Origin of the sequence: Enterobacter kobei (assembly GCF_001729765.1) — a bacterium.
Lineage (GTDB): Bacteria > Pseudomonadota > Gammaproteobacteria > Enterobacterales > Enterobacteriaceae > Enterobacter > Enterobacter kobei.
In genome coordinates this window covers 16,298-41,401 of the sequence record NZ_CP017181.1, presented here as the reverse complement: position 1 = coordinate 41,401, position 25,104 = coordinate 16,298, and the positions used below count along the sequence as shown (strand labels likewise).

26 protein-coding genes and 1 other annotated feature are annotated in these 25,104 nt (G+C 57.5%); of the genes, 7 read left to right on the top strand and 19 right to left on the bottom strand.

All coding sequences use genetic code 11. The annotated features are described in order from the left end of the window. Nucleotides 1-70: 70 nt before the first annotated feature. From BFV64_RS00195 to BFV64_RS00155, 10 genes are all read right to left on the bottom strand, one after another. Nucleotides 71-1,090 carry an alpha/beta fold hydrolase gene (locus tag BFV64_RS00195; protein WP_063667062.1) on the bottom strand — a complete coding sequence of 340 codons (1,020 nt, stop codon included), beginning with the start codon at nucleotides 1,088-1,090 and terminating at the stop codon, nucleotides 71-73. 151 nt (nucleotides 1,091-1,241) lie between these two features. Next, on the bottom strand, nucleotides 1,242-2,633 hold the full coding sequence (gene uhpT / locus BFV64_RS00190; protein WP_045269323.1) for a hexose-6-phosphate:phosphate antiporter UhpT: 1,392 nt from the start codon (nucleotides 2,631-2,633) through the stop codon (nucleotides 1,242-1,244). 140 nt (nucleotides 2,634-2,773) lie between these two features. Then, nucleotides 2,774-4,084: an MFS transporter gene (gene uhpC / locus BFV64_RS00185; protein ID WP_032635256.1), complete on the bottom strand. Its 1,311-nt coding sequence runs from the start codon at nucleotides 4,082-4,084 to the stop codon at nucleotides 2,774-2,776. Beyond that, nucleotides 4,077-5,582, bottom strand: a complete 1,506-nt coding sequence (uhpB, locus tag BFV64_RS00180) for a signal transduction histidine-protein kinase/phosphatase UhpB (protein WP_069601594.1) — start codon at nucleotides 5,580-5,582, stop codon at nucleotides 4,077-4,079. Before uhpB ends, uhpC begins: the two co-directional genes overlap by 8 nt. Continuing rightward, nucleotides 5,579-6,172, bottom strand: coding sequence for a response regulator transcription factor UhpA (gene uhpA / locus BFV64_RS00175; RefSeq protein ID WP_014881931.1), 594 nt, complete (start codon nucleotides 6,170-6,172; stop codon nucleotides 5,579-5,581). The genes uhpB and uhpA overlap by 4 nt, the downstream gene beginning before the upstream one ends. Nucleotides 6,173-6,254: 82 nt before the next feature. Continuing rightward, complete coding sequence (gene ilvN, locus BFV64_RS00170; RefSeq protein ID WP_010426528.1) at nucleotides 6,255-6,542, bottom strand: acetolactate synthase small subunit; 288 nt, start codon at nucleotides 6,540-6,542, stop codon at nucleotides 6,255-6,257. Between the two features lie 3 nt (nucleotides 6,543-6,545). Next, nucleotides 6,546-8,234 carry an acetolactate synthase large subunit gene (ilvB, locus tag BFV64_RS00165; protein ID WP_023331689.1) on the bottom strand — a complete coding sequence of 563 codons (1,689 nt, stop codon included), beginning with the start codon at nucleotides 8,232-8,234 and terminating at the stop codon, nucleotides 6,546-6,548. 106 nt (nucleotides 8,235-8,340) lie between these two features. Continuing rightward, nucleotides 8,341-8,439: an ilvB operon leader peptide IvbL gene (ivbL, locus tag BFV64_RS25170; RefSeq protein ID WP_023331688.1), complete on the bottom strand. Its 99-nt coding sequence runs from the start codon at nucleotides 8,437-8,439 to the stop codon at nucleotides 8,341-8,343. A 149-nt stretch (nucleotides 8,440-8,588) separates the two neighbouring features. Further along, on the bottom strand, nucleotides 8,589-9,008 hold the full coding sequence (locus tag BFV64_RS00160) for a helix-turn-helix domain-containing protein (protein ID WP_023331687.1): 420 nt from the start codon (nucleotides 9,006-9,008) through the stop codon (nucleotides 8,589-8,591). Next, a complete protein-coding gene (locus BFV64_RS00155) occupies nucleotides 9,005-9,319 on the bottom strand; it encodes a type II toxin-antitoxin system HigB family toxin (RefSeq protein ID WP_045134487.1) in 315 nt (104 codons plus the stop codon). Before BFV64_RS00155 ends, BFV64_RS00160 begins: the two co-directional genes overlap by 4 nt. Nucleotides 9,320-9,805: 486 nt before the next feature. Between BFV64_RS00155 and tisB the strand changes: the two genes are divergently transcribed. From tisB to emrD, 4 genes are all read left to right on the top strand, one after another. Then, on the top strand, nucleotides 9,806-9,895 hold the full coding sequence (tisB, locus tag BFV64_RS26090; protein ID WP_045281349.1) for a type I toxin-antitoxin system toxin TisB: 90 nt from the start codon (nucleotides 9,806-9,808) through the stop codon (nucleotides 9,893-9,895). A gap of 64 nt (nucleotides 9,896-9,959) precedes the next feature. Beyond that, nucleotides 9,960-10,406, top strand: a complete 447-nt coding sequence (locus BFV64_RS00145; protein WP_014881927.1) for a GNAT family N-acetyltransferase — start codon at nucleotides 9,960-9,962, stop codon at nucleotides 10,404-10,406. 62 nt (nucleotides 10,407-10,468) lie between these two features. Beyond that, entirely contained in the window at nucleotides 10,469-11,302 is an 834-nt protein-coding gene (locus BFV64_RS00140) for an EamA family transporter (RefSeq protein ID WP_045134488.1), read from the top strand. Nucleotides 11,303-11,477: 175 nt separating this feature from the next. After that, complete coding sequence (gene emrD / locus BFV64_RS00135; protein WP_032637792.1) at nucleotides 11,478-12,662, top strand: multidrug efflux MFS transporter EmrD; 1,185 nt, start codon at nucleotides 11,478-11,480, stop codon at nucleotides 12,660-12,662. On the opposite strand, the gene BFV64_RS00130 is transcribed toward emrD, so the two are convergent. Both BFV64_RS00130 and dsdC read right to left on the bottom strand, forming a co-directional pair. Next, nucleotides 12,565-13,653 (bottom strand): cellulase family glycosylhydrolase, encoded by a 1,089-nt coding sequence (locus BFV64_RS00130; protein WP_032635252.1) that lies wholly within the window; start codon nucleotides 13,651-13,653, stop codon nucleotides 12,565-12,567. The two genes, emrD and BFV64_RS00130, sit on opposite strands and share 98 nt — an antisense overlap. A gap of 84 nt (nucleotides 13,654-13,737) precedes the next feature. Beyond that, entirely contained in the window at nucleotides 13,738-14,664 is a 927-nt protein-coding gene (gene dsdC / locus BFV64_RS00125; RefSeq protein ID WP_045134489.1) for a DNA-binding transcriptional regulator DsdC, read from the bottom strand. 204 nt (nucleotides 14,665-14,868) lie between these two features. Between dsdC and dsdX the strand changes: the two genes are divergently transcribed. Together dsdX and dsdA are read left to right on the top strand one after the other, a co-directional pair. Then, complete coding sequence (gene dsdX, locus BFV64_RS00120) at nucleotides 14,869-16,206, top strand: D-serine transporter DsdX (RefSeq protein WP_045134490.1); 1,338 nt, start codon at nucleotides 14,869-14,871, stop codon at nucleotides 16,204-16,206. 17 nt (nucleotides 16,207-16,223) lie between these two features. Further along, nucleotides 16,224-17,510, top strand: coding sequence for a D-serine ammonia-lyase (gene dsdA, locus BFV64_RS00115; RefSeq protein WP_069601593.1), 1,287 nt, complete (start codon nucleotides 16,224-16,226; stop codon nucleotides 17,508-17,510). A gap of 34 nt (nucleotides 17,511-17,544) precedes the next feature. Here the strand turns inward: dsdA and BFV64_RS00110 are convergent, their stop codons facing one another. The 4 genes from BFV64_RS00110 to BFV64_RS00095 all read right to left on the bottom strand — a co-directional run bounded on the left by BFV64_RS00110 (nucleotide 17,545) and on the right by BFV64_RS00095 (nucleotide 21,262). Beyond that, nucleotides 17,545-17,892: a DUF202 domain-containing protein gene (locus tag BFV64_RS00110; protein ID WP_023331677.1), complete on the bottom strand. Its 348-nt coding sequence runs from the start codon at nucleotides 17,890-17,892 to the stop codon at nucleotides 17,545-17,547. Further along, the gene (locus tag BFV64_RS00105) at nucleotides 17,882-18,229 is read right to left on the bottom strand and encodes a YidH family protein (protein WP_014068263.1); all 348 of its coding nucleotides are present in this window, start codon (nucleotides 18,227-18,229) and stop codon (nucleotides 17,882-17,884) included. Before BFV64_RS00105 ends, BFV64_RS00110 begins: the two co-directional genes overlap by 11 nt. 91 nt (nucleotides 18,230-18,320) lie before the next feature. Then, a complete protein-coding gene (locus BFV64_RS00100; protein ID WP_032635243.1) occupies nucleotides 18,321-19,643 on the bottom strand; it encodes a 6-phospho-alpha-glucosidase in 1,323 nt (440 codons plus the stop codon). Next, nucleotides 19,640-21,262 (bottom strand): alpha-glucoside-specific PTS transporter subunit IIBC, encoded by a 1,623-nt coding sequence (locus BFV64_RS00095; RefSeq protein ID WP_069601592.1) that lies wholly within the window; start codon nucleotides 21,260-21,262, stop codon nucleotides 19,640-19,642. The genes BFV64_RS00100 and BFV64_RS00095 overlap by 4 nt, the downstream gene beginning before the upstream one ends. Before the next feature lie 222 nt (nucleotides 21,263-21,484). Here BFV64_RS00095 and BFV64_RS00090 point away from each other — a divergent pair, with 222 nt between their 5' ends. Next, the gene (locus tag BFV64_RS00090) at nucleotides 21,485-22,231 is read left to right on the top strand and encodes a GntR family transcriptional regulator (protein ID WP_014881917.1); all 747 of its coding nucleotides are present in this window, start codon (nucleotides 21,485-21,487) and stop codon (nucleotides 22,229-22,231) included. On the opposite strand, the gene BFV64_RS00085 is transcribed toward BFV64_RS00090, so the two are convergent. The 3 genes from BFV64_RS00085 to ibpA form a co-directional block, all read right to left on the bottom strand. Further along, complete coding sequence (locus tag BFV64_RS00085) at nucleotides 22,199-23,860, bottom strand: putative transporter (protein ID WP_014881916.1); 1,662 nt, start codon at nucleotides 23,858-23,860, stop codon at nucleotides 22,199-22,201. The genes BFV64_RS00090 and BFV64_RS00085 overlap by 33 nt on opposite strands. A 172-nt stretch (nucleotides 23,861-24,032) precedes the next feature. Continuing rightward, on the bottom strand, nucleotides 24,033-24,461 hold the full coding sequence (gene ibpB / locus BFV64_RS00080; RefSeq protein WP_014881915.1) for a small heat shock chaperone IbpB: 429 nt from the start codon (nucleotides 24,459-24,461) through the stop codon (nucleotides 24,033-24,035). A 136-nt stretch (nucleotides 24,462-24,597) separates the two neighbouring features. Next, nucleotides 24,598-25,008 (bottom strand): small heat shock chaperone IbpA, encoded by a 411-nt coding sequence (gene ibpA / locus BFV64_RS00075; protein WP_008500162.1) that lies wholly within the window; start codon nucleotides 25,006-25,008, stop codon nucleotides 24,598-24,600. Continuing rightward, nucleotides 25,002-25,073 (bottom strand) — a sequence feature (ROSE (Repression Of Heat Shock gene Expression) occurs in the 5'-region of heat shock genes and acts as an RNA thermometer to modulate expression.). It overlaps the preceding gene by 7 nt. Nucleotides 25,074-25,104: the final 31 nt, after the last annotated feature.

Here is a 25,104-nt window from a genome sequence, read left to right as displayed (position 1 = left end):
ATCATAGCGGGAAACGCAAGGCCTCGACAGCGGGCAAAATGCTATTAGTGCAGTGAAAAGAGGTGGAAAATCATTCTGAAAGCGGATCGCCGCGCTGAAGCCCCTTTTGCAGTGCCTCGTGGAAGCGCGCAGGATCCTGCATCTGCGGCGCATGACCCATATCGTTAAATTCCACCAGCGTCGCGTGCGGAATGCGTTTTGCCGTCTCTTTGCCCAGCACCGCATAGTTGCCGAGCGTCTTGCGGATCTCCGGCGGGGCGAGATCTTTCCCGATGGCGGTGTTGTCCTTCGTGCCGATCATCAATAATACCGGCATCTTCAGCTCACTAAATTCGTAGATCACCGGCTGGGTGTAGATCATGTCGTAGAGCAGCGCCGAGTTCCAGGCCACGCGCGCTTTGCCAGGTCCGTTGTTCAGCCCGGCGAGCATGGTCACCCAACGCTCGTATTCCGGCTTCCACTCCCCGGCGTAGTAGGTGTTTTTCTCGTACTGACGAATACCGTCGGCACTGACTTTCAGTTCGCGCTGGTACCACTGGTCGACGGTAATATGCGGAACACCGCGCGCTTTCCAGTCTTCCAGCCCAATCGGATTGACCATCACCAACTGTTCCACCTGCTGCGGCCACATTAGCGCGTAGCGCGTCGCCAGCATGCCGCCGGTCGAATGCCCGATAACCGTCACGCGATCGACACCCAGGGATGCGAGCAGCGCATGGGTATTGTCCGCCAGCTGCTGGAAGGTGTACTGATACCGCTCCGGCTTGGTGGATTTACAGAAACCGATCTGGTCGGGTGCCACCACGCGATAACCCCTGGCCGAGAGCGCGCGGATCGTGCCGTCCCAGGTTCCAGCGCAGAAGTTTTTGCCGTGCATCAATACCACGGTGCGACCGTTGGGTTTTTCCGGCTTAACGTCCAGATAAGCCATATCCAGAGACTGGTTTTGCGAGGTAAAGGTAAAGTGTTTTACCGGCCAGCCATAATCGAAACCTTCCAGCTTCTCGCCGTAGGAAGGGGTATCCGCGGCCATTGCGGGTGACGCCAGCGCCATCAGCAGCGCAAGGCAGGATAATCGTCGGGTTAACATCCAGGCTCTCCGTTCTAAGGCTGCACAAAAGGCGGCAGCAAAAATACTGTAGAGCATACAGGGGAGAGAGAGTGTAAAGCGGAGTAAAGGCAGGACGTACAAAACAAAAAAGCCCGGCAAAACGCACCGGGCAAAGAAGTCACCTGCACACTCAGGCTGTTTTCAATTTCTGCACTCGCCTTTCGCGACGAATTTTACGTTCTTCCAGCACCGCAACCATCGCCATCAGGACGATACAGCCAATGGCTGCCGCATCCAGCGCCGCAAAGGTGCCTGCCCAGCCGGTGAGGCCGAAAATTGGCGTACCGTCGGCAATCATCCCCAGCCCCAGCTTGGCGAAGCTGTCGCCGATCAGGTAAGCGAAGGTGCCTTTAATCCCATCGGCTGCGCCGATCGCTTTTTTCGGTACAAACCCGACCGCTGCCACGCCAATCAGCAGCTGTGGACCAAATACCAGGAAGCCGAGCGCAAACAGGGAAGCCAGGTAAACATACTGGTTACTGGCGTGCTGGTAGACGCCGAGCGTGGCGATAATCAGCGCCAGCGCGACGCAGGCCACCAGCGCGCGGCGGCCATTGGCGAGATCCGAGAGCCAGCCCCACAGCAGCGTGCCGACCAGCGCGCCCACTTCAAACAGGGTGAAGCCCTGAATCGCGACTTCTTTAGAAAGCTTCAGCTCCTGGAAGGCATACACCGTCGACCACTGGTCGATGCCGATACGCACCACGTACAGGAAGATGTTTGAGAAGCACAGCAGCCAGATCACTTTGTTTTTCAGCACGTACTCAACAAAGATCTGCCATTTGGTCATCTCGTTTTCTTCGGTCTCTTTGTCCTCTTCGCTGATCTCCTCGCCGAACAGCTCTTCGGCTTTGCCGAGGCCGTAAGATTCCGGGGAATCGCTGCCGAAGCGCAGGCCGATAAAGCCGACAATCAGGGCGATAATCGACGGGAAGATAAACATGCCGATCACGTGGCCATCGAACAGATAGTTCGCGCCGAACAGCGCCACGCCTGCCGCGCCCGCACCGCCGAGGTTATGCGAGATGTTCCACATGCCGAGGTACGAACCACGCTTGCGGCGCGGGGTCCATTTGGTGATGGTGGAGTAGCTGCACGATCCGCCGGTACTCTGGAAGAAACCACTCAGGGCATAGAAAGCGATCATCAGGAACAGGCTCACGGAGCCTGCGCCCATGCTGGCGCTGAAGCCGAGCATACAGATGGCGGAGAGAATCAGCATAAACGGCAGGAACTGCTTGGTATTTTTACCGTCCGCATAGTAGGAAACCACCGTTTTCCCCACCCCGTAGGTGATGGAGAATCCCAGGCCAATCATCCCCAGCTGCGTCATGCTCAGCCCGTAGGTCGAGATCATGTCGTTCTGCGCAATGTTAAAGTTTTTGCGGATCAGGTACATGGTCAGGTAGCCGATGAAGACCACCAGATACGACTGCATGAACGGTTTGAACCACATTTTGCGCCGCACGTCGAGCGGCAGATCCAGGGTCGGCTTGCGCACCTGATTGAGGAAGGCCAGCATGGTTTGCTCCTGAGCTGATTTTTACCTGCGAATGGCAGGCATTGTAAAAATCAGCCGGGAGAGATGCCTGAGACAGCGTCCAGGTAAAACCGGGAAAATTTCTTAGTTTTGCGCCACTCGGCAGTAAAAGGTGAAGTGTGTCACGCTTCGCGCGGGGCCTGCGCGTGCAGGAAGGGCAGCAGCAGCAGGGCAGAGATCCCCGCCGCGATGGCGATGACCGCGAAGAAACCGCTCCAGTGCCAGGTGTCGATCACCCGCGCCAGGGGCCAGCCGGAGAGCGATGCGCCAAGATAGGCAAACAGCCCGACAAACCCCGTCGCCGCACCCGCCGCCTCTTTGTGCGAGCACTCCGCCGCGGCCATGCCGATCAGCATCTGCGGGCCAAACACGAAGAAGCCGATGGTGAAGAAGCATGCCGCCTGCATCACGTAACTGGCGAACGGCATCAGCCACAGCGAGCCGACGGAGAGCAATATCCCGGCGGCGAAGATCAGGTTCATCGGGCCTCGGTTGCCGTTAAACAGCTTGTCCGAGCCCCAGCCTGCCACCAGCGCGCCGATAAATCCGCCCAGCTCGAACATCGTGACCGCCGAGTTGGCGGTGACCAGATCCACCCCGAGCGTCTCCGACATGTACAGATTGCCCCAGTCGTTGATCGCCGCACGTACCACGTAAACCAGCACGTAACAGAGCGAGAGTAGCCAGATGTAGGGATTTTTCAGCACGTATTTGGTCAGGATCTCTTTGCGGGTCAGCCCCGCCCCTTCCTGCTGTTGGGCAATCTCCATCTCGTCGTGCCGCCAGTCGCCCACCGCAGGCAGTCCAACGGTTTGCGGCCTGTCGCGCAGGCGCCAGCAGAGGAACAGCCCGGCAACAATCGCCAGGCCCCCGGCAATCATCATCCCTGCGCGCCAGCCGTAGTGCAGCGCCGCCGCACCGACCACCATCGGGATCAGCGCCCCGCCGACGTTATGCGCGGTGTTCCAGATTGCCCACCAGCCGCCGCGCTCGTTGCGCGAGTACCAGGCGGTGAGCAGGCGGGCACAAACCGGCGCTCCCCAGCCCTGGAAAAAAGCGTTCAGTGCCCACAGCAGGGCAAAGGCCCACAGCGAGGTGGAGAAGCCGAACAGGATATTTACCACGCCGGTGGCAATCAGCCCGACGCCCATAAAGTAGCGCGCGTTGGAGCGGTCGCTGACGATGCCGGAGAAGAACTTCGACAGGCCGTAGGTGATGTAAAACAGCGTCGCCAGCAGGCCGATATCGGTACGCGTCATCACGCCGCTGGCGAGGATTTCCGGCGCGGCGGCGTTAAAGCTTTTGCGGGTAAAGTAAAACAGCGCATAGCCAAGCCAGATGGTCATCAGGATATGGCGGCGCCAGTAGCGGTAGCGCGCGTCTATTTCCGCTTTGTCGCCTAGCGGTGAGGCGTTGGCAGGCATTTTAAACATGGTGGTTCCTTAGCGGCAGGCTGACGCTAACGCGCGTCCCGTGGGTACAGGAGATAGCCAGCGTGCCACCCAGCGCCTTCACGCGCTCGCGCATGCCCGCCAGGCCAAAACCCTGCTGGCCGGAGCCCGGCGGCAGGCCGCAGCCGTCGTCTTCAATCACCAGCGTCAGGCGATCGTTCTGCTGGCCGCCCTGAATGGTGACCGCGCTGGCATTGGCGTGTTTGACGATATTATTCAGCCCCTCCTGACAGACGCGGAACAGCGTCACGCGCTGGCCTTCACTCAGCGCCCGTTCATCAATACGCCAGTCGAGATGGCTGACGATGCCGCGGCTTTCCAGCTCCATCTCGCGCATCAGGGAGCGTATCGCCTGCTCAAGTGACAGGTCGTCAAGCTGGCGCGGACGCAGCCGTCCCAGCAATCGGCGAACGGCGTCATAAACCCCCAGCGAAAGCTGTTCAATATGCGCCCCCCCATGCTTCACACCGGCATTTTCCGCCGCCAGACGCTGGACAATGCCCGCCTGGGTGCGGATGGCGGTGATGGTCTGGCCGATGTCATCATGCAGCTCACGGGCGACCTCCTGCCGCACGCTCTCTTCCGTCTCCAGCAAACGCTCCGCCAGACGGCGATTACGCGCCAGCTCGTTTTGCAGAGACTGGTTCAGCTCGCGCAGACGCTGGATCCCCGCCCCCAGCAGCAGCCCGGTCAGGCTTTGAGCCAGCAGGGAAAGCAGCAGGTCCACCGGATGGTCGTGCCAGGTCTGGCTGGCAATGAGCGCGATGGCGTTCATCAGCGTGGCAATTAAGGCGCCCTGCCAGCCGTAGTGCCAGGCGAGGGCGATGATCGGCAGCGCCAGACAAAACGGTGTGAAGCGTGAAAGCTCTGCGGGCAGGCCGAGCTGTAGCCACAGGCTCACCACAAACAGCAGCAGATACCAGATGAGATGCCGGGCGCGCCAGTTGACGGGCTGGGAGACCAGCGCAGGCCCCAGCGGCTGCCAGACGGTGCTGGTGAGGTAGTGCCAGAAAACCAGACAGGTCGGCGCAAGGGTCAGCCCGCCGGTGAGGGTCAGCAGCAGGGCGTTGAGCATCTCCTTGTCGCCAGCCCACGGCAGCGATTGCAGCAGCGCGGCGGCAATCAGCGCCGCCCCCTGACGCAGCAGCGTGCGCCAGTCACGCTGGTGACGATAACGGGAAATGAGCGCAACCGGGATAAGCGTGAGCAGGCTTCCGGTCATCAATAATGGCAGCTGCGTGAGCGCAACTTCCTGCGCCAGCCAGACCAGCATCAGCCACTCTGCGCCCAGCAAAACGGGCCAGTAGCCGCGCGGACATTGCAGCATCAACCCCAGACGCAGGCCGAAGGGGAACAGCAATACCGCCAGCTCGGGTCGCTCCACCAGATGCAGGCTGATGCTCCACAGGCAGAACCATGCGGCAGAAAAGATAAAAAAGCTGGCGACGACGGCGATCAGCCGCGAAAACAGCGGGTTCATTGCCAGCTATCAAACATGCGGCGCGCCAGCTCGACATCGTTGCTGACGTTGAGTTTTTCCATCAGATTGGCGCGGTGAACGTGGACGGTTTTTGGCGACAGGTCCAGCTCGGCCGCAATCTCTTTCACCGACATCCCCTGTGCGAGTTTCTCTGCAACCTGACGTTCGCGTTTAGTGAGCGGATCCTGACGTCCGGCCGCCAGCTTAATGGCGATATCCGGTGTTAAATAGCAGCCGCCGGTGGAGACGGTACGCACGGCGGCGATCAGCTCGTCCGGGCTACAGCGTTTTGAGAGGAACCCGCGTGCGCCCGCGTTGAGCGCCTGCTCGACCAGCGCCGGGCTGTCGTGGACCGAGAGCATGATCGTCGCCATCCCTTTCGGCAGCTGGCTTAACAGCTCCAGACCGGAGAGATCCGGCATTGAGATATCGCAGATACAGACCTGCACTCCGCGCCCCGGCAGGCCCGCCAGCGCCTCACGACCGGAGCCAAACTCGGCCACGACCTGAAAATCGGGTTCGAGGTTGAGAAGTTGGGCAAAGCCGGAGCGGACGATAAGGTGGTCGTCGATGAGAGCGATGGTGGTCATGTTTGATCCTGCGGTCTGAAAACGCCGGATGGCGCTGCGCTTATCCGGCCTACAAGAGCGAAAGACGCTTACCTTAAGCGATCTACTCGAAAAACACCGCAATTTTGTTAAACATGGTGGGATCGGACTGGTTGCGCGCCACTTTGGTGACATCTTCCAGCTTGTCGATCTGCGCCATCATCTGCTCCAGACGCTGGTCATCGTTGACCAGTAGCCAGATGCGGCTGTGCTCGCTGCCCTGAATCGGCAGACAGAGAATGCCTTCCACGTTAAACGCCCGGCGGGCAAACAGCCCGCAGACGTGGGTCATGACGCCAGGATGGTTGCGGACGGTGAGTTCCAGAATGACGTTATCATGTTGTTTCTGCATGGCTTATTCTCCCACCATCTCAGTATTTGCCGCACCCGGCGGCACCATCGGATACACTTTTTGTTCAGGGTCGATACGCACGTGGATCAGCGCCGGGCCGGGACGCGAAATCGCCGCCTGCAGCGCCGCGTGGGCATCCTCTTCGGCGTTCAGATCGCAGGTGTGAAGGCCAAAACCGGCGGCAATCTGCATAAAGTTAATCATTCCCGGATAGGTCGCGGCAAATACGCCCTGCTTGTAGAACAGGCTCTGTTGCTGGTGTACCAGCCCCAGCGCCTCGTTGTTCATCAGAATGATTTTGACGTCTAACTGGTTTTCGGCCGCGGTCGCCATTTCCTGAATGTTCATCATCAGGCTGCCGTCACCGGAGAAGCAGATGACTTTGCGGTCCGGATTCGCCAGCGCCGCGCCCACGGCAGCAGGCAGGCCAAAGCCCATGGTGCCGAGGCCACCGGAGGTCAGCCACTGGCGCGGACGGTTCAGCGGGTAGGCCTGGGCGGTCCACATCTGATGCTGGCCCACGTCGGTGGTAATAATCGCGCTGTCGTCCACGCAGGCGGCCACAGCGTTGATAAGACCATAGTGGCTCAGCGGATCGCCCTCGGTCGGGATGGCGCCCGGGAACTCTTTTTGCAAATCGGCGACCAGCTGACGCCAGTCGGCACGGTCGGCTGCGTCCGTCTGCGGGATCAGCTGCGCCAGCACTTCAGCCACGTCGCCCTGAATGGCCACGTGCGGCTGCTTAATTTTACCCAGCTCGGCGCGGTCGATGTCCACATGGATGATTTTGGCGTTCGGGCAGAACTGCTCGGTTTTGCCAATCGCCCGGTCATCAAAACGCGCGCCCATTACAATCAGCAAATCCGCTTCTTGCAGGATGTAGTTGGTGCTGCGCGCGCCGTGCATGCCCAGCATGCCAAGAGAGAGCGGGTGCGCTTTAGGCAGCATGCCGAGCGCCATCAGGGTCATGGTGGTGGGCAGGCTGGCTTTTTCAGCGAACTGGCGGATTTCATTCGCGGCGTTAACCGCCCCACCGCCCAGATAGAGCACCGGGCGTTTGGCGGCATTAATCATCGCCGCGGCGTCACGCACGCTCTCAGCACTGAATTCCGGCGCGGGGGCACGGTCGCCCGGCTCTGGCAGCACGTCAATCTCGATCTCTGCGGTCTGGACATCCTTAGGAATGTCTATCCACACCGGGCCCGGGCGGCCAGACTGCGCAATGCGAAACGCATCGCTGATAACCTGAGGAAGCTCGCTGATATCGCGAACTAAATAGTTATGTTTGGTGATGGGGATAGAGATGCCGTAGGTATCCACTTCCTGGAACGCATCGGTACCGATCATCGAAGACGGCACCTGGCCGGTAATGCAGATCAGCGGAATGGAGTCGAGGCGCGCGTCGGCGATGGCCGTTACCAGGTTGGTAGCCCCCGGCCCGCTACACGCCATACAAACCGCCGGTTTCCCCTGGGTACGCGCCATGCCCTGCGCGATAAAGCCCGCGCCCTGCTCGTGGCGAGCCAGCACGTGGCGGATTTTTGTGCTTTGGCTTAACGCATCGTACAGCGGCAGCACCGTGCCGCCCGGGATGCCCGCAACCGTGGTGATGCCCTGTCGTTCCAGCAAATGAACGATCAGCTGCGCGCCCGTAAAACGCGTCTTAGTAGATGTTGTGCCCGAACTTGCCATGCTCCAGTCCTTTTCTTCTGAGCCAGCCTTCCGGGGAGGGTCCTAAACGAAAAACCCCGCCCGGTTTGCGCCGGCGGGGTTTTGGATTCGTGTGTTGATCCAGTCCCTACGGCGCATTGCCGACGACCACCACCACACGCACGACGACCACTGCGGCTGGTTGCGCAGTTTTTAGTAGGGTCGAGGTGAACAGAGATGGAGTCATTAGGAACCTGTGTTTGGAATCATTGATTGAATTTATACAAACACAGGTTTTCGGGCGTGACAATGGAAATATTTTCATCTGGACAAAAATGCGTCAGGGATCACGTTTCGTTTGTTGGGTGATGAAAACAGTAGTCGGACGTGAGTATTTCATTCAATGAACAGCGCAGGCGATACCCCAAAGCGAGCAGCCAGTTTTTTTATATGGTTCAACGTCAGCTGACGTTGACCGTTCAACACCCTTGAAACCATTGATTTACTGCCAATTTCATCCTGAAAATCCGAAATAGTCAGTTTGTATTGATCCATAAGGGTTCTTAAAACGGCAATGCCCACTGGGACAGATTCCATCTCCTGGCGTAAGGCGACAATTTCGGGCCGATTGGCTTCGTAACGACGAATTCTTGCACATACGATATCCAGCAAAGGGCTGCCAGGTTCGTTCATCAGTAAATACTCAACCAGCTCAAGTGCGTCCTGGTAATCTTTCTCGTTTGGATGTTCACCCAATAAAGGAACCGCCGCGACAAGGGCATGCGTTGCTTTCATTGCATCAGCTACGATCATCATTTCTTCCCCTTAGTGCGATGTTTCTCCGTAAAACGGTCATATTCCTTATGAGTAAAAACATGGCGCACATAAAACTTTTGGCTTTCAAAGAATATGAGAGCCACTACTCTGAGTTTGTTGTTAGCAATATCAATAACATAATGCTTATCGAGATACTTCAAATTATCTAGCGTTGGAAAGATTTTTCTTAGCGCAACAGGCGTCGTGCAATGGCTCTTTTCGATGGTTCGCCCCAGAAAGAGAAGCTCCTCTCTGTGTTGCGGAAACTGGATCACCGCATCCAAAATTGCCTTCATTGAGATTAAATGCATACTGCATACCTGCCGCGTCCGTTGCCATTATGGCAACAATATCACGGATTGCCAATTAGTCAACGGAAGGCCTGCTTAGGACGGACCCAGAAAACAAAAAACCCCGCCGGAGCGAGGTTTTTATCAGGGTTTTGCGGTTGGTCGCCGCAGAACACACTGTGTTACGTCAACGCAAAAAGTATACGCGATCGAGGACGAACGCGCAATTCCGGCACGGATTTTGACGTTTTTGAGTATGGGTCTCCTTTCGATTTTTGTCCAAAAAATACTGTTCATGCATACAGTATTTATCTATACTGGGGTGTTCGCAGTGAGCGAGGGGGCCGCAGTTCTACCGGCGCAATGAAGTCCTGGCTGAAACGGGTGGTGCCGTCAGTGCCTTAACCCCTGAAGTGAGCACACTGTGTTACGTCAATCCAGGTGCTGGCAACAGGCGGCGGAAAGGTACGCCAGCATCGTGCTCCTTTTTACCAAAAGGAGACGCGTATGGGCATCGTGGATATGGTGATACTTATCCTCAAACTCATTGTTGCATTATTGCAACTGCTTGATGCTGTCCTGAAATACGTTCGGTAAGTCAGGTTCAAGTCGCACCTGAGAGGGGCGGGCAACCGCCCCTCTTTAATAACGAGGGAATGCTATGTCGCGTCTGTTAATTGAGCCTGTTACGCCTGATGAACCGGGCTATATCGCCCTGAAGGCGGAAAGTATCGCATTGAATTTCAACATGCTGCGCAGGCTGGAAGAGAACTGGCAGCGGGGTGAAAACCGCTTTAACGCGCCGGGCGAAAAGCTGCTGGGGGCGTTTCTTAACGGCAAGCTGGTAGGCGTATGCGGTCTCAACCGCGATCCCTTCAGCCAGCAACCGCGCGCCGGGCGCATTCGCCATCTCTATGTTAGCGAGAAGTGTCGCGGGTTGGGCATCGGCAAACAGCTTTTAACCGTGGTGATGGCCGATGCCAGCATCTGGTTTGATTTCCTGAATACCCACGCGCCGGATACCGCGTATGGGTTCTACCGCCGGGCAGGTTTCACGCTGGTCTCGGATGAGCCGCGGGTGACGCACCGCCTGTTTTGTGCGGTGTAACCGGCTGGCAGCATCAGGACGTGAATGTTACAGTTGAGTGACAATTCACCACCCGATACGCCATGACCATCACCGTATTCTGCATTTTGCTGTTTGCCGCGCTGCTGCATGCCAGCTGGAACGCTATCGTTAAGGCCGGAACGGACAAGCTCTATTCTGCGATAAGCGTCAGCGGCTCCGCTACGCTTATTGCGCTGGTGTTGCTCCCCTTCTCTCCACAGCCTTCTGCTGCAAGCTGGCCGTTTTTAATCGTCTCCTGCGCCTTACAGGTGGTGTACACCGTGCTGGTGGCGAAGACCTATCAGGTCTCCGATATGAGTCAAACCTACCCGCTGATGCGCGGCACCGCCCCGCTGCTGGTGGCGCTGATCAGCGTCCTGGCACTTGGCGATCGTCTCTCCTGGCTAGCCTGGTCCGGCATCGGGGTGATCTGCCTGTCGATTCTGGCGATGGCGATGAACGGGCGCATGCAGTCCCGAAAAGGGATCTGGCTGGCGCTACTGAACGCCTGTTTTATCGCCGGATATACGCTGGTGGACGGCACCGGGGTGCGGCTCTCGGGCACTGCGCTGGGCTACACGCTGTGGACCTTCTTTATGAACGGTTTTTGCCTGCTGAGCTGGGCGATGGTGGCGCGTCGGCGTGAAGCCTTTGGCTACCTGCGTCTGCACTGGAAAAAGGGGCTGCTCGGCGGCGTCGGCACCATGGGCTCGTATGGCCTGGCACTGTGGGCGATGACGCAGGCACCGCTGGCCGTAGTCGCGGCGCTGCGTGAAACCTCGATTCTTTTCGGGGCGCTGATTGCCTTTGTGCTTTTAAAAGAGAAGGTTGCGGGCCTGCGCATCGCTGCGGCGCTGGGTATTGCTGGCGGCGCTATTCTCCTGCGCCTCGCATAAATCACTGGCAACATTAGTTGCCGTTTTTGTTTACAAATCCTGCCTTCTGACGTTCATCCATTCACCATCACAATGATTAAATTGTCATCTCACTGTGGTAGATTCCTCGCGCATTTACGGGAATGCGCAGTCACTTATTCTTCATTTTTCTCTTTTGGCAAAAGTATTCAGCGACATGAAAAAACAAAGGAACGTTAACTTATTGTTGATGCTGGTGTTACTGGTGGCCGTCGGTCAGATGGCGCAAACCATCTACATTCCGGCGATCGCCGACATGGCAAAGGAATTAAACGTCCGCGAGGGCGCGGTACAAAGCGTAATGGCCGCCTACCTGCTAACCTACGGCGTTTCACAACTCGTCTATGGCCCGCTGTCCGACCGCGTCGGGCGTCGCCCGGTGATCCTGGTCGGCATGAGCATATTCATGGTGGCGACGGTGATTGCCATCACCACCCATAGCCTGACCATATTGATTGCCGCCAGCGCCCTGCAAGGTGTCGGAACCGGCGTCGGCGGGGTGATGGCGCGAACCTTACCGCGCGATATGTACCAGGGCACCCAGCTCCGCCATGCCAACAGCCTGTTGAATATGGGGATTCTGGTCAGCCCGCTACTTGCACCGCTGATTGGCGGCCTGCTGGACACAATGTGGTCCTGGCGCGCCTGTTACGCCTTCCTGCTGGTGCTCTGCGTGATAGTGACCTTCAGTATGGCACGGTGGATGCCGGAAACGCGCCCGCAGGACGCGCCGCGCACGAAGCTTATCGCCAGCTACAAAACGCTGTTCGGCAACGGTGCGTTTACCTGTTACCTGCTGATGCTGATCGGCGGCCTGGCAGGCATAGCGGTGTTCGAAGCCTGCTCCGGCGTGCTGCTGGGCGCTGGGCTTGGCCTGAGCAGCATGGTGGTGAGTATTCTGTTTATTCTGCCTATCCCGGCGGCGTTCTTCGGCGCCTGGTTTGCCGGACGTCAGAACAAGCGTTTCTCCACCCTGATGTGGCAAGCAGTGATTAGCTGTCTGCTGGCGGGACTGATGATGTGGATCCCGGGACTGTTTGGCGTGATGACCGTCTGGACGCTGCTGATCCCGGCGGCGCTGTTCTTCTTCGGCGCAGGGATGCTGTTCCCGCTCGCCACCAGCGGCGCGATGGAGCCGTTCCCGTTCCTCGCGGGCACGGCGGGCGCGCTGGTGGGCGGTTTGCAAAACATCGGCTCCGGCGCGCTGGCCTGGCTCTCGGCCATGATGCCGCAGACCGGGCAGGCTAGTTTGGGTTTGCTGATGACGCTGATGGGGCTGCTGATTTTACTGTGCTGGCTGCCGCTGGCGTCGCGTGTCCCGCATCACGAGCAGCCGGTTTAACCGCATGATGGCCCGGCTTGTCGCCGGGTTTTTCACAGACGGGAGCAATCATCGCCTGTAATAACGGCTCTGGCGCAGGTCGCCAGGCGCCCTCTTCCCCGTCGTAAAACTGGAAATCCGCGTTAAGCGCATACGGAATTTTCGCCTTTTGCAGCTCGCAGGCCATAAAGGTGGCGAAGGCCATTTGCGAAGCGGTTGGCGTGAGGTGGTTTGACTCCCCCACGCCCCAGCCTCCGACCCAGCTGACGTGCCCGGTTTTTTGCTGCCAGCGCAGCGCGGTATTGATGCGATTATGGATAGCCGCTTTCTCTGCCGCCGTGCCGGACGTCCACGGGTATTTACCGTTATTTTTCAGCGGCCCCCACGGGAAAATATGCCACTCCGCCAGCAGGAAGTTCTGGCTGTGCGCAGGCAGCTTCAGGCTGGTTAAATCCTCCGGCGCGGCGCGCAGGCGCGGTGCGATGAAAATCATGCGCTGCGGGTCAATGTCATGGATCGCTTTTATGGTTTTTTCATACACGCGATTTAACGACGCGAGGTTGTGGTTGAGCTTGTCGGCGGGCTCGTAAATCAGGTCAAAACCCAACTGCGGGTAGCTCTGGCCGAAATAGTGGGCGACGGCAATCCACCAGTTGATTGTCTCTTTCTCATTATCGGCTTTCGGGTCGTTTTTATATTCATCTGCCTGATAAGCAATAATCGGGATGACACCATACTGCTCGCAGGCTTCCACCAGCTTGCGCAGATGGATGAGCCGCGCTTCCGTCGGCTCATCGGCGACGCGGATGCGCACATGGCTAATGCCTTTTGCACGAAAATCGCGTACCACCAGCGGGTCAAATTCACGTATACCGCGCTCGGTACGCGCCCAGTCTACATCCATCCCCACACCCAGCTGCTGAGCATAGCGGGCAGCCGTCATCGCCGGCTCAGCGGCAATCGCCCAGCCGGAAGAGATCAGTAACGCAGAGGCAATAAAAGGCTTTAACACGGTTTACCCTGGATAAATCGAAAGCATTACCTGTATTTAGCACGCTTTTTCACATTTGGTGTAGCGTCAAAGCGTAATAATTCTTCACCTTGCCCGTTCTCTCAGCCAGCTAATAAAGGCGTCAATTTTCGGCCACTGGCGGCCCGGAAGAGTTGAGATATAGTAATGCTGATGGCATTTGAGGGTCTTTTCACCAAACGGTGCAATCAACTCTCCCTTCTCGAGCCGTTTCTGCACCAGCCGCTTTCTGCCCATCGCTACCCCCACATCATTGATGGCCGCAATAATCGCTAAATCAGAACGATCAAAACCAATCCCCGACGATGGCGGCATATTTATCGCAAAATCCTGCGCCCAGCTTAGCCATTCATCCGTACCGGAATCATTGCTCCAGGCCTGACGGTCATGAAGCAACGTACAGTGGCTGAGGTTATGGGGGTTTTTAACCAGTTGATGTTCGCGGGCGTACGCGGGTGAACAAACGGGCAAAATCTCCTCATCCATCAGGAAGTGATGGGAAAGGTGGTTTGCCGGCGTATCGTCGAAATAGAGCGCCAGATCGATGCCCGTTCGCTGCATATTGACGTAATCATTTCCGGTCAGGACGGTGAGTGAAATCGACGGATAGCGGCGGGTAAAATCTCCCAGCATGGGAACCAGCCAGCACTGCGCTATCGATGGCCGGGAGTACACCGTTAGCGTACCGGAGAGCGCCTGGTTTTTGATGTCCAGGATCTCCTGATTCAGGGTATCGAGGGAGGATTTAAGGGTCCAGTAAACGCGCTTCCCCTCCTGCGTCAGCTCAACCTTACGGTGCGAGCGGACGAACAGCTGAATACCCAGCTCCTCTTCCAGCAGATTAATGCGGTGGCTCACCGCGCTGGGGCTGAGCGAGAGCTCCTCCGCGGCCAGCGCGAAGGACTCATGCCGGGCGGCCACTTCAAAGGTGTACATTTTCGAGAGCTGCCAGCCGTTTAACAGCCGGTTTCTGGCTTCATTCGCATCGGTCATCACAATTCTCACGCGTGGTTTCTGCGCTCAGCATACCGTTTAAGGGTGAATTTATGTGAACCTAATGCAAGTTAAGTGCGTTTTTTAGAGCGTAGTCACTCAGTTGATCCAATCTGGCTCACCTGAATGCCAATTTATATCGTTTGTCAGCCCCCGCCGTTTTTTCGTCCAATACCCACAGATGACATAAGGGTGAGGTGAGATATGGGATCTCAGGTCTGGGTTGTGGCAACGCTGCTGGTCAGCATTGTGTTAATTGTTTTAACCATCGTTAAGCTGAAGTTTCACCCGTTCCTCGCGCTGCTGCTGGCGAGCTTTTTCGTCGGTGCGATGATGGGGATGAGCCCACTGGATATGGTGAACGCCATTGAGAGCGGGATTGGCGGTACGCTGGGCTTCCTGGCGGCGGTGATTGGTCTGGGCACCATTCTCGGCAAAATGATGGAAGTCTCCGGCGCGGCAGAGCGCATCGGGATCACGCTGCAGCGCTGCCGCTGGCTGTCAGCAGACGTGATTATGGTGCTGGTGGGCCTGATCTGCGGCATTACGTTGTTCGTGGAAGTGGGCGTGGTACTGCTGATCCCGCTGGCGTTTTCCATCGCCAAAAAGACCAACACGTCGCTGCTCAAGCTGGCCATTCCGCTCTGTACCGCGCTGATGGCGGTGCACTGCGTGGTGCCTCCGCATCCAGCCGCGCTGTTTGTGACCAATAAGTTAGGCGCGGATGTCGGAACGGTAATTGTTTATGGTTTGATGGTAGGACTGGTGGCGTCTCTGGTCGGTGGCCCGCTGTTCCTGAAACTGCTCGGCAATCGTCTGCCGTTTAAACCGGTTCCGGCAGAATTTTCAGACCTCAAGGTGCGGGAAGAACACACCCTCCCGTCGCTGGGCGCCACGCTGTTTACGGTTCTGCTGCCAATTGGCCTCATGCTGGTGAAGACCATTGCCGAGCTAAATATGGCAAAAGAAGGTTCGCTGTATACGCTCCTCGAATTTATCGGCAACCCGATCACCGCGATGTTTATCGCCGTGTTTGTCGCCTACTACCTGCTGGGGATCCGCCAGCATATGAGCATGGGGGCGATGCTGACGCACACCGAGCACGGTTTTGGCTCTATCGCCAATATTTTGCTGATTATCGGCGCGGGCGGCGCGTTCAACGCCATCCTCAAAACCAGCGGACTGGCGGACTCACTGGCGCATATTCTCTCGAACCTGCACCTGCATCCTATCCTGCTCGCCTGGATGGTGGCGCTGGTGCTGCATGCCGCCGTAGGCTCCGCCACGGTCGCGATGATGGGCGCCACGGCGATAGTCGCCCCGATGCTGCCGCTCTATCCGAACGTGAGTCCGGAGATCATCACCATTGCTATCGGTTCCGGCGCCATTGGCTGCACGATCGTCACCGATTCTCTCTTCTGGCTGGTGAAGCAATACTGCGGCGCAACCCTGAATGAGACCTTCAAATACTATACGACGGCGACGTTTATCGCCTCGGTGCTTGCACTTGGCGGCACATTCCTGCTTTCTTTCATTATCTGAGCGCGAAGAGACGTACTATGGAAAACGCAACTATCACTACTTTAACCGCACAGTTTCCTCTGGTTGAGGATCTGATTGCCCTGAAAGAAACCACCTGGCTTAACCCACGTACCACGACGCTGGCGGAAGGATTGCCTTACGTCGGGCTGTCCAAAGCCGACGTGGACGACGCGCACGCGCGCCTTAACCGCTTCGCGCCGTATCTGGCGAAAGCCTTTCCGGAAACGGCCGTCACGAAGGGGATTATTGAATCCGAACTGGTCGCCATTCCGGCCATGCAGGCGCGACTGGGGAAAGAATATGACAAGACCATTCCCGGCACCCTGCTGCTGAAAAAAGACAGTCATCTGCCGATTTCCGGCTCGATTAAAGCACGCGGCGGCATCTACGAGGTGTTGACCCACGCGGAGAAACTGGCGCTGGACGCCGGCTTGCTGAGCATCGAAGACGACTACAGCGTTCTGCTGGAGCCGCGCTTTAAGGATTTCTTCAGCCAGTACAGCATTGCGGTGGGCTCAACCGGCAACCTGGGGATGTCCATCGGCATTATGAGCGCACGCATCGGCTTTAAGGTGACGGTGCACATGTCCGCCGATGCCCGCGAGTGGAAGAAAGCGAAGCTCCGCAGCCATGGCGTCATCGTCGTGGAGTATGAGCAGGATTACGGCGTGGCGGTGGAACAGGGGCGCAAAGCGGCAGAAAGCGATCCGAACTGCTTCTTCATTGATGATGAAAACTCACGCACCTTGTTCCTGGGCTATGCGGTGGCAGGCGAGCGGCTGAAGGCGCAGTTTGCCGAACAGGGCCGCGTGGTGGATGCGGCGCATCCCCTGTACGTCTACCTGCCCTGCGGTGTCGGTGGCGGCCCTGGCGGCGTGGCGTTTGGCCTGAAGCTGGTCTTCGGTGATAACGTCCACTGCTTCTTTGCGGAACCCACGCACTCGCCGTGCATGCTGCTCGGCGTTTACACCGGCCTGCACGACGAGATTGCGGTGCAGGACCTGGGTATCGACAACGTGACGGCGGCAGACGGCCTGGCGGTCGGGCGCGCGTCCGGCTTCGTGGGCCGCGCGATGGAGCGCCTGCTGGACGGGTTCTACACGCTTTCCGATCAAAGCATGTATGACATGCTCGGCTGGCTGGCGCAGGAGGAAGACATTCGTCTGGAACCGTCCGCGCTGGCGGGCATGGCCGGGCCGCTGCGTGTGCATTCAGATGCCAACGTCACCCACCTGGTATGGGCAACCGGGGGCGGCATGGTGCCGGAAGACGAGATGGCGAAGTATTTAGCAAAAAGCCGTTAATCGTAGGCCCGGTAAGGCGTAGCCGCCACCGGGCTTATAAGCTCACCATTTGCTGAATATGAGTAACGGCAAAGAGTAAAGACAGAGACAGCACAGCGAGCGCGATCAGGAACTTATCCCGCACCGCTTTCGGCTGCACAAAATCATCTTGCGCCACGTCCATCAGGTTACGGCTGCGGGTATAGCGCCACAAAATGAAGGCTACCAGCGCCAGCACAACAATCGAGATCCAGAATGGCACCCCGGTCCGGTGCCAGTTGTGCTTGATCGCCAGAGCAATCAGCGCGCCATACCCCAGCAACGTGCGCAGCCATGCGAGCGACGTCCGCTCCGGCTGCAGGCCAGGGTCCGCTTCGCGTCGCGCTTTGCGGCTATCCGCCATAGAACACCAGCACCATCACCACGCCTGCCACCGTCAGCAGGATCGCGCTGATGATGAGTAGCCCGCGCGTATAGGGTAAATCCTGCTTCAGACGCATCGCCTTCTCATTGCGCAACCAGCGCAGATAGCCGTAAATCGCCAGCACGCCTGCGAACAGGCACAGAAGCAGCGCCAGTACTTCGCGGATCAGCGGCGTGGCGAAATCAGGTGCGAGCTGATCGAGGCCGACACCTGCAGCCAGAAAGCCCAGCGCCGTGCGGATCCACGCTAAGAACGTGCGTTCATTAGCCAGAGAGAAGCGATAATCCGGCGCTTCACCGAGGCGGGAAATTTTCATGGAGGTTCCTTGTCGAGCTACGGGCAGGCTTCAGCATAGCGTAAATCGACCAGGACAAGGAGACCGGCATCGGGGATGCCGGTCAGGAAGGTTAGTGCAGTTCCGGCCAGTACTCTTTGTTGGCTTCGATCAGGTCATCCAGAATCGCTTTCGCGACTGACGCGCTCGGCACGGTTTTCGACAGGGTAATCGCCTGCCAGAGTTTCTGATACGAACGCTGCTCCCAGGCATCTACCACCAGTTTTTCCACCGCCACCTGCTGGCTCATCAGCCCTTTCTGGAAGTGTGGAATATCGCCAACCGTGAGCGGCTCCGGTCCGTTATGGCCCACCAGACACGGAATTTCCACCATCGCATCGGCATCAAAGTTATGAATGGCACCGTTGTTTGGCACAATCAGCAACATGCGTTCCTGGGTGTTAAAGGCAATCGCGGTCGCCAGATCAACGATGTACGACGCATGTTCGTCGATTTCCAGCTCCCCGGCGGCGGAATTACCCGCTTCGATGATCGCCCGACAGGAGCTGAACACATGTTTCTCGCGGTGATCCATGACTTCATTGGCGCGGGTCCGTTCCGGGTTAGAGTGCGCAACAACGTAGTCCGGGAACAGATAGTATTTCAGATAGGTGTTCGGCATGGTGTCCGGATCCAGCGCCTGCACATCTTTTGCTTTGGCAAAGGTATCGTTCCAGCTTGCTTCGGTATGCGCATCTTCAGAAGGCGGAACATAGCCGTTTTTCGCCACGTATTCGCGCAGTTTCGGCATTAAATCGTTACCGTTGAGATCTTCAATCGAGGTCCACCAGCCGAAGTGGTTCAGACCGTAGTAGCGCACGCGCATCTCTTTGCGGTCTTTCAGGCCAACGATCTGCGCCATGCGTCCTTCGATGCCAATCGGCATATCGCAGATGTTGAGGATTTTGGCATTCGGACGCAGGCGGCGCGTGGCTTCCGCGACAATCGCCGCCGGGTTGGAGTAGTTCAGCATCCACGCATTCGGGGAGTACTGCTCCATGTAATCTACCAGCTCCAGCACGCCGCCGATCGAGCGCATGCCGTAGGAAATCCCACCTGGCCCGCAGGTTTCCTGGCCCAGCACGCCATGGCGCAGCGGGATTTTCTCATCTTTTTCACGCATCGGGTATTTGCCGACGCGGATATGCGCCATCACGAAATCCACATCGGTAAACGCCGCTTTAGGATCGGTGGTGTAGCTAAACTCAATCTCCGGCGCCTGCTCTCTAAGGATGATTTTGCACGCTTCGGCGATGGTCTCCTGACGTGCGCCGTCGTTATCATAAAACTTCAGGGCGCGCAGCGGGAAACGGTCACGGTTGGCTAACAGCATCAGGACGATACCAGGCGTAAAGGTGCTGCCGCCGCCTGCAATGACAACTGAGAATTTTTTCATGATATAGCCTCTGTCAGGGTGGTTTGTTCATTCGTTAAAGGGGTTTTCATCAGCGATTCCAGCTGGTCACGCACCTGAGGAACGTGCAGACCGACAATCACCTGAATGCCGTTGCCGCGTCGCACCACACCGTGTGCGCCCAGGGCTTTGAAGACGTCGTCGCTTTGGGTTTTCGCCATATCCACCAGCGCGATACGCAAGCGGGTGGCGCAGTTGTTGATGCTTTCGATATTGGCCGCACCGCCGAGCGCCTGCAGGAATCCGGCGGCCTGTCCGACCTGCTGGCTGGCCGCCGCCGGGGCAGTGGTTTGCCCGCGTACCGCCTTATAGTCGGCCTTGCTGTACAGTTTGATTTCGCTCTCTTCCCGGCCCGGCGTTTTGAGGTTCAGACGCACAATCAGCGTTTTGAAAACCATGAAGTAGAGGCCGGTAAAGCAGACGCCGATGCCGATTTGCGTGAAGACCGTTGAGGCGTGGTTATGGAACATCGGGATCCAGTTTTGCGGCAGGAACTGGTCCAGCAGGCCGCCGCCCATGTTGCCGACCACCCCAAAGGTGTACATCACCGTTGCCATGGTGGCCGCCAGCACGGCGTGAACGGCAAACAGCAGCGGCGAGATAAACAGGAAGGTAAATTCGAGCGGTTCAGTAATGCCCACCAGCACGGCAGTGAGCGTGGCCGGGACCAGCAGCCCCGCTACCTTGACGCGGTTTTCCGCTGAGGCGGTGTACCAGATCGCCAGCGCAATCCCGACCGAGCCAAACACCTTGGAGTTGCCGTGGAGCGCGAACCCGCCTTCGGGGAAGAGGGTTTTCAGCGGCAGGGTACTCTGGCTGAATTCCTGCAGATGCTGCGCCCAGTAGACCTGAATACCGCCTTCCACCGCCGCCGGGCCGAAGATGAACGGGCCATAGACGAAGTGGTGCAATCCGGTTGGGATCAGAATGCGTTCCAGGAAGGTGTACACCCACACGCCCAGCGCACCGGCTGAGCGCAGGAACGCCTGTAGGGACTCAATGCCCATCTGCACTTTCGGCCAGCCCAGCAATGTCAGCCAGGCGCAGGGGATCATGACGAAAAACGCGAGGATAACGACAAACGAACTGCCCTGGAAAATCCCCAGGAAAACCGGCAGCGGCTTGTCGAAATAGCGGTTGTGGATAGCGGTCACGATGCCAGAAATCACAATGGCACCGATGATGCTGGTATCGAGCGTTTTGATCCCGGCAATCATCGCCAGCCCGCTTCCCGCCGTGGGTTCGGCGGAGAAATCGACGCCGAAGAAGTGACCCCAGGTCATCCCCATCGCGTTGATGAAGTAGTTCCAGGTCAGGAAGCTAATCAGCACCGCCAGACAGGCGCGGCCCTGCGCCTGCTTTGCCAGGCCAATCGGTAAACCGACGGCGAAAATCAGCGGCATATTGCGAAATACCGCCCAGCCGCCCTCTTCAATAATGTGAACGATCTGCGCGAAAAGATTATCAGGGGCCGTTAAGGCTTCGCCGACAAACAGCGGGTTGCGAAGCATAATGGCGATTCCCACCACGATCCCGGCAAACGGAAACAGCAATACCGGGGTAAACATGGCACCGCCAAAACGTTGTATTTGACTGAGCATTTTTAAATCCTCACGTAACAACCTGTAGGGGGTAGAGGCCGTTATGGTTTTTTGCTGGCCTGAGGTGAGCATAAGAACTTACTGATACGCGAACATGGCGTGCCGTTGCGATTCGTGATCGCATTCATGGTTTTATTTTGACCAGTGAGGTCTACTTTTCGTTGTAAATATGGACATGTGAAGACGTAACCGACGCCATGATGCGGGCAGAGAGGTCTACTGGTGATCTACAAATCTATTGCCGACAGATTGCGGCTGCGGCTGAACTCGTCGGACTACAACATCGGCAGCCCGCTACCGGGTGAGAAAGCGCTGGCGCAGGAGTTCGGCGTGGCGCGCATGACCATCCGCAAGGCGCTGGATCTGCTGGTGAGCTGGGGGCTGGTTGAGCGACGGCACGGCAGCGGCACGTTTGTCTCGCGTAAGGACGTTCACCACGAAACCACGAATCTGACCGGGCTGGTGGAGGTGCTGCGTCAGCAGGGAAAAGAGGTGCAGAGTAAAGTGTTGCAGTTTGAAGTGATGCCCGCGCCGCCCGCCATCGCCAGCCAGCTGCGGATTCAGGTCGATGAGCGGATCTACTTTTCCCGGCGGGTACGCTACGTGGACGGGAAGCCGCTGATGCTGGAGGACAGCTTTATGCCGGTGAAGCTGTTTCGCAACCTCTCGCTGGCGCATCTGGAAGGGTCAAAGTTTGATTACATCGAGAAAGAGTGCGGGATTACCATCAGCGGCAACTATGAGAGCCTGACGCCGGTGCTGGCAGATAAACAGCTGGCCGGTTACCTGAACCTGCCGGAACAGACGCCGCTGCTGCGAATCACGTCACTTTCCTACAGCGACAGCGGCGAGTTCCTCAATTATTCCGTGATGTTCCGTAATACCAGTGATTACCAGGTGGACTACCATCTGCGGCGCATCCACCCGGAAGTGCTGCTAGCTCATCCCCCAGAACAGCACCGCGAGTAGCTGCGGCGTGATGATGCGCAGGAACATTACCAGCGGGTAGACGGTGGCATAGGAGAGTGCCGCTGCACCGCTGGTGGCATGCAGGTTATTGGCAAACGCGAGCGCAGGGGGATCGGTCATGGAGCCCGCCAGCATGCCGCACAGCGTCAGGTAGTTCATTTTGGCGAACATCCGCGCCAGAATGCCTACCGTCAGCAGCGGGATTGCCGTGATAAATATGCCGTAACCGACCCAGCTCATCCCTTCGCCCTTGATCAGGGTATCGACAAAATCCCCGCCGGATTTCAGCCCGACCACTGCCAGAAACAGCACGATGCCCAGCTCGCGCAGCGCCAGGTTGGCACTCGGCGGCATAAACCAGTAGAGCTTACCAATACAGCCGATGCGCCCGAGGATCAGCGCCATAATCAGCGGCCCGCCTGCCAGGCCCAGCTTAAGCGCCACCGGGAAGCCCGGCACGTACAGTGGAATGGAGCCCAGCAGCACGCCCAGGCCGATGCCGATAAACACCGGCAGCATCTGTACCTGCTGCAGTTTTTGCTGGGCGTTACCCACCATATCCGCCACCGCGTCAATTGACGACGGGCGGCCGACCAGGTTGAGGATATCCCCGAACTGCAGGCTGGCTTCCGGGCTGGCGACCAGTTCAACACCCGCGCGATTCAGACGGGAGATAACCACGTCATAGCGTTCTTTTACCTGCAGATCGCGTATTTTTTTGCCGAGAACATGCTCATTGGTCACCACAACGCGTTCCACCCGCATATCGGTGCCGCGCGTGGAGAGCGAGGTGTCCACTTCCTGACCAATGACCAGTCGCGCATTGTTTAAATCCCCGGGCTGGCCGACCAGATGTAGCAGATCGCCTTGCTGAATAACGGTGCCGGGCGCGGGCACCATCAGCATATCGTCACGCTTAAGGCGGGAGCAGATGATATTGGCGCTGTTCAGGATCGGCACGTCCTGAATCGCCATATTATTCAGGTTGGGATTATCGACGCGAATGTTGATGGTTTTGATGGGCATATGGCCGTTGGTCAGCGTGGTTTCGTGATCTTTGGCCTCTGATTCGACGTTAACGCGAAACAGTACGCGTACCAGCCACATGGAGAGCAGAATGCCACAGATGCCAAACGGATAGGCCATGGCGTAGCTCATCCCCATCTGGTCGACAATGCCGGGTTGAATCCCCAGATCGCGCAGGATTTGCTGGCCCGCACCGAGCGCCGGGGTGTTGGTGACCGCGCCGGAGAAAATGCCCAGAACCACAGGAAGGGGAATATCAAAGATTTTGTGCAGAATCGCGGTGACCAGCCCGCCCATGACCACAATGCCGAACGCAAAAAGATTGAGCCGTAGTCCGGAGACACGCAGGGAGGCAAAAAAGCCAGGGCCTACCTGAATCCCGATGGTATAAACGAACAGGATCAGGCCGAACTCCTGAACAAAGTGGAGCATTTCAGCGCTCAGAGCCAGCCCGAGCCGATCGGCAAAATGCCCGACAAAAATGCCGCCAAACAGCACGCCACCAATGCCAAACCCGACGCCGCGGATTTTGATATTGCCTATCCATAGTCCCACAACAGCGACCAGGGCCAACACGCTAACGGTTAACGCGATATCACTCATGATCCACTCCCTGCCCATAACCTTAGTTATATCAGGGATTCTCTCAGAGCCGTGGGGCGTTGTATGGGCGATGGCGCACAAAAAAGCCCTGCCGGGGCAGGGCCTTATGCGGTCTTTGAGCGGTGTCGGGTGGCGGCTACGCCTTACCCGACCTACAGGTTCGGCGGGCCTGTTAACTGTTCAACGCCGGCCGCTCGCTAATGGCGATACGCTGCGGCGCGATGGCTTCCGGCACGTTACGGGTCAGATCGATATGCAGTAGCCCGTTGGTAAAGGTCGCACCTGACACGTCCATATGGTCTGCCAGGGTAAAGCTCAGGCTAAACGGCTGATTAACCAGCCCCTGATGCAGCCATTGAGTCTCGGTCTCCTGTTTTTCCGGCGTCCCTTTCACGGTCAGACGGGTACCTTCAAGCTGGATGTCCAGATCCTCCTGGCGGAAACCGGCCAGCGCAAGGGTGATGCGATAGTGGTTATCGTCACTTTTTTCAATGTTATACGGCGGAAACGTCTGGTGCTCAGTCGTGCTTTGCAGGGCATTAGCCAGTTTGTCAAAACCAATCCACTGACGCAGCAGAGGGGATAAATCATAGTTACGCATACTAAATCTCCTTCTAAGAAGCGAGTTCGGCACAGTTTAATTTTGTGCGCAGTTGTTCCTGCAAATCCTGATGGATTCGCATATGCTCCCGTTACGGCAAGCAAGTCTGTGTGGGCCGCGCTTGCGACCCCCGTGATTAGTTAATTTCGATACGGCGCGGTTTTTTCTCTTCCGGAATCACGCGTTCCAGTTCGATAAACAGCAGGCCGTTAACCAGGTTCGCGCCCTTGACGTGAATGTTCTCGGCTAACTGGAACTTGCGTTCAAAGTTACGCTCGGCGATGCCCTGGTAGAGGTAGGTACGTTCTTTCTGCTCGGCCGTATGGGAACCTTTCACCACCAGCAGGTTGTCCTGCGCGGTGATCTCCAGTTCGTTTTCTGCAAAACCGGCAACGGCAATCGCGATGCGGTAGTGGTTTTCGTCAACCAGCTCGACATTGTATGGAGGGTAGCCATTGCTCTGGCTTTGGTTATTTTCTAAATGGTTAAACAGGCGGTCAAAACCAATTGCAGAACGGTATAGCGGAGAAAGATCGAAGTTACGCATAAATAAAACTCCTGAAATCAGCGAGAAATTATAGCCTTCCACCATGGACAGGCCTTTGTGCCCCCGAACGCCCATCAGGCGCGTTCGTTATCGGGT

Bases quoted from the DNA above. Each gene is read 5' to 3' on its own strand.
- BFV64_RS00095 (WP_069601592.1), bottom strand. From the start codon at position 21,262: ATGCTCAGTCAAATACAACGTTTTGGCGGTGCCATGTTTACCCCGGTA.
- BFV64_RS00160 (WP_023331687.1), bottom strand. From the start codon at position 9,008: ATGATGATCGTAGCTGATGCAATGAAAGCAACGCATGCCCTTGTCGCG.
- uhpB (WP_069601594.1), bottom strand. From the start codon at position 5,582: ATGAACCCGCTGTTTTCGCGGCTGATCGCCGTCGTCGCCAGCTTTTTT.
- ivbL (WP_023331688.1), bottom strand. From the start codon at position 8,439: ATGACTCCATCTCTGTTCACCTCGACCCTACTAAAAACTGCGCAACCA.
- BFV64_RS00155 (WP_045134487.1), bottom strand. From the start codon at position 9,319: ATGCATTTAATCTCAATGAAGGCAATTTTGGATGCGGTGATCCAGTTT.
- dsdC (WP_045134489.1), bottom strand. From the start codon at position 14,664: ATGACCGATGCGAATGAAGCCAGAAACCGGCTGTTAAACGGCTGGCAG.
- BFV64_RS00085 (WP_014881916.1), bottom strand. From the start codon at position 23,860: ATGAGTGATATCGCGTTAACCGTTAGCGTGTTGGCCCTGGTCGCTGTT.
- ibpA (WP_008500162.1), bottom strand. From the start codon at position 25,008: ATGCGTAACTTCGATCTTTCTCCGCTATACCGTTCTGCAATTGGTTTT.
- ilvB (WP_023331689.1), bottom strand. From the start codon at position 8,234: ATGGCAAGTTCGGGCACAACATCTACTAAGACGCGTTTTACGGGCGCG.
- BFV64_RS00145 (WP_014881927.1), top strand. From the start codon at position 9,960: ATGTCGCGTCTGTTAATTGAGCCTGTTACGCCTGATGAACCGGGCTAT.
- BFV64_RS00105 (WP_014068263.1), bottom strand. From the start codon at position 18,229: ATGAAAATTTCCCGCCTCGGTGAAGCGCCGGATTATCGCTTCTCTCTG.
- tisB (WP_045281349.1), top strand. From the start codon at position 9,806: ATGGGCATCGTGGATATGGTGATACTTATCCTCAAACTCATTGTTGCA.
- BFV64_RS00195 (WP_063667062.1), bottom strand. From the start codon at position 1,090: ATGTTAACCCGACGATTATCCTGCCTTGCGCTGCTGATGGCGCTGGCG.
- uhpA (WP_014881931.1), bottom strand. From the start codon at position 6,172: ATGACCACCATCGCTCTCATCGACGACCACCTTATCGTCCGCTCCGGC.
- dsdX (WP_045134490.1), top strand. From the start codon at position 14,869: ATGGGATCTCAGGTCTGGGTTGTGGCAACGCTGCTGGTCAGCATTGTG.
- BFV64_RS00110 (WP_023331677.1), bottom strand. From the start codon at position 17,892: ATGGCGGATAGCCGCAAAGCGCGACGCGAAGCGGACCCTGGCCTGCAG.
- BFV64_RS00140 (WP_045134488.1), top strand. From the start codon at position 10,469: ATGACCATCACCGTATTCTGCATTTTGCTGTTTGCCGCGCTGCTGCAT.
- emrD (WP_032637792.1), top strand. From the start codon at position 11,478: ATGAAAAAACAAAGGAACGTTAACTTATTGTTGATGCTGGTGTTACTG.
- uhpC (WP_032635256.1), bottom strand. From the start codon at position 4,084: ATGTTTAAAATGCCTGCCAACGCCTCACCGCTAGGCGACAAAGCGGAA.
- dsdA (WP_069601593.1), top strand. From the start codon at position 16,224: ATGGAAAACGCAACTATCACTACTTTAACCGCACAGTTTCCTCTGGTT.
- BFV64_RS00100 (WP_032635243.1), bottom strand. From the start codon at position 19,643: ATGAAAAAATTCTCAGTTGTCATTGCAGGCGGCGGCAGCACCTTTACG.
- ibpB (WP_014881915.1), bottom strand. From the start codon at position 24,461: ATGCGTAACTATGATTTATCCCCTCTGCTGCGTCAGTGGATTGGTTTT.
- ilvN (WP_010426528.1), bottom strand. From the start codon at position 6,542: ATGCAGAAACAACATGATAACGTCATTCTGGAACTCACCGTCCGCAAC.
- uhpT (WP_045269323.1), bottom strand. From the start codon at position 2,633: ATGCTGGCCTTCCTCAATCAGGTGCGCAAGCCGACCCTGGATCTGCCG.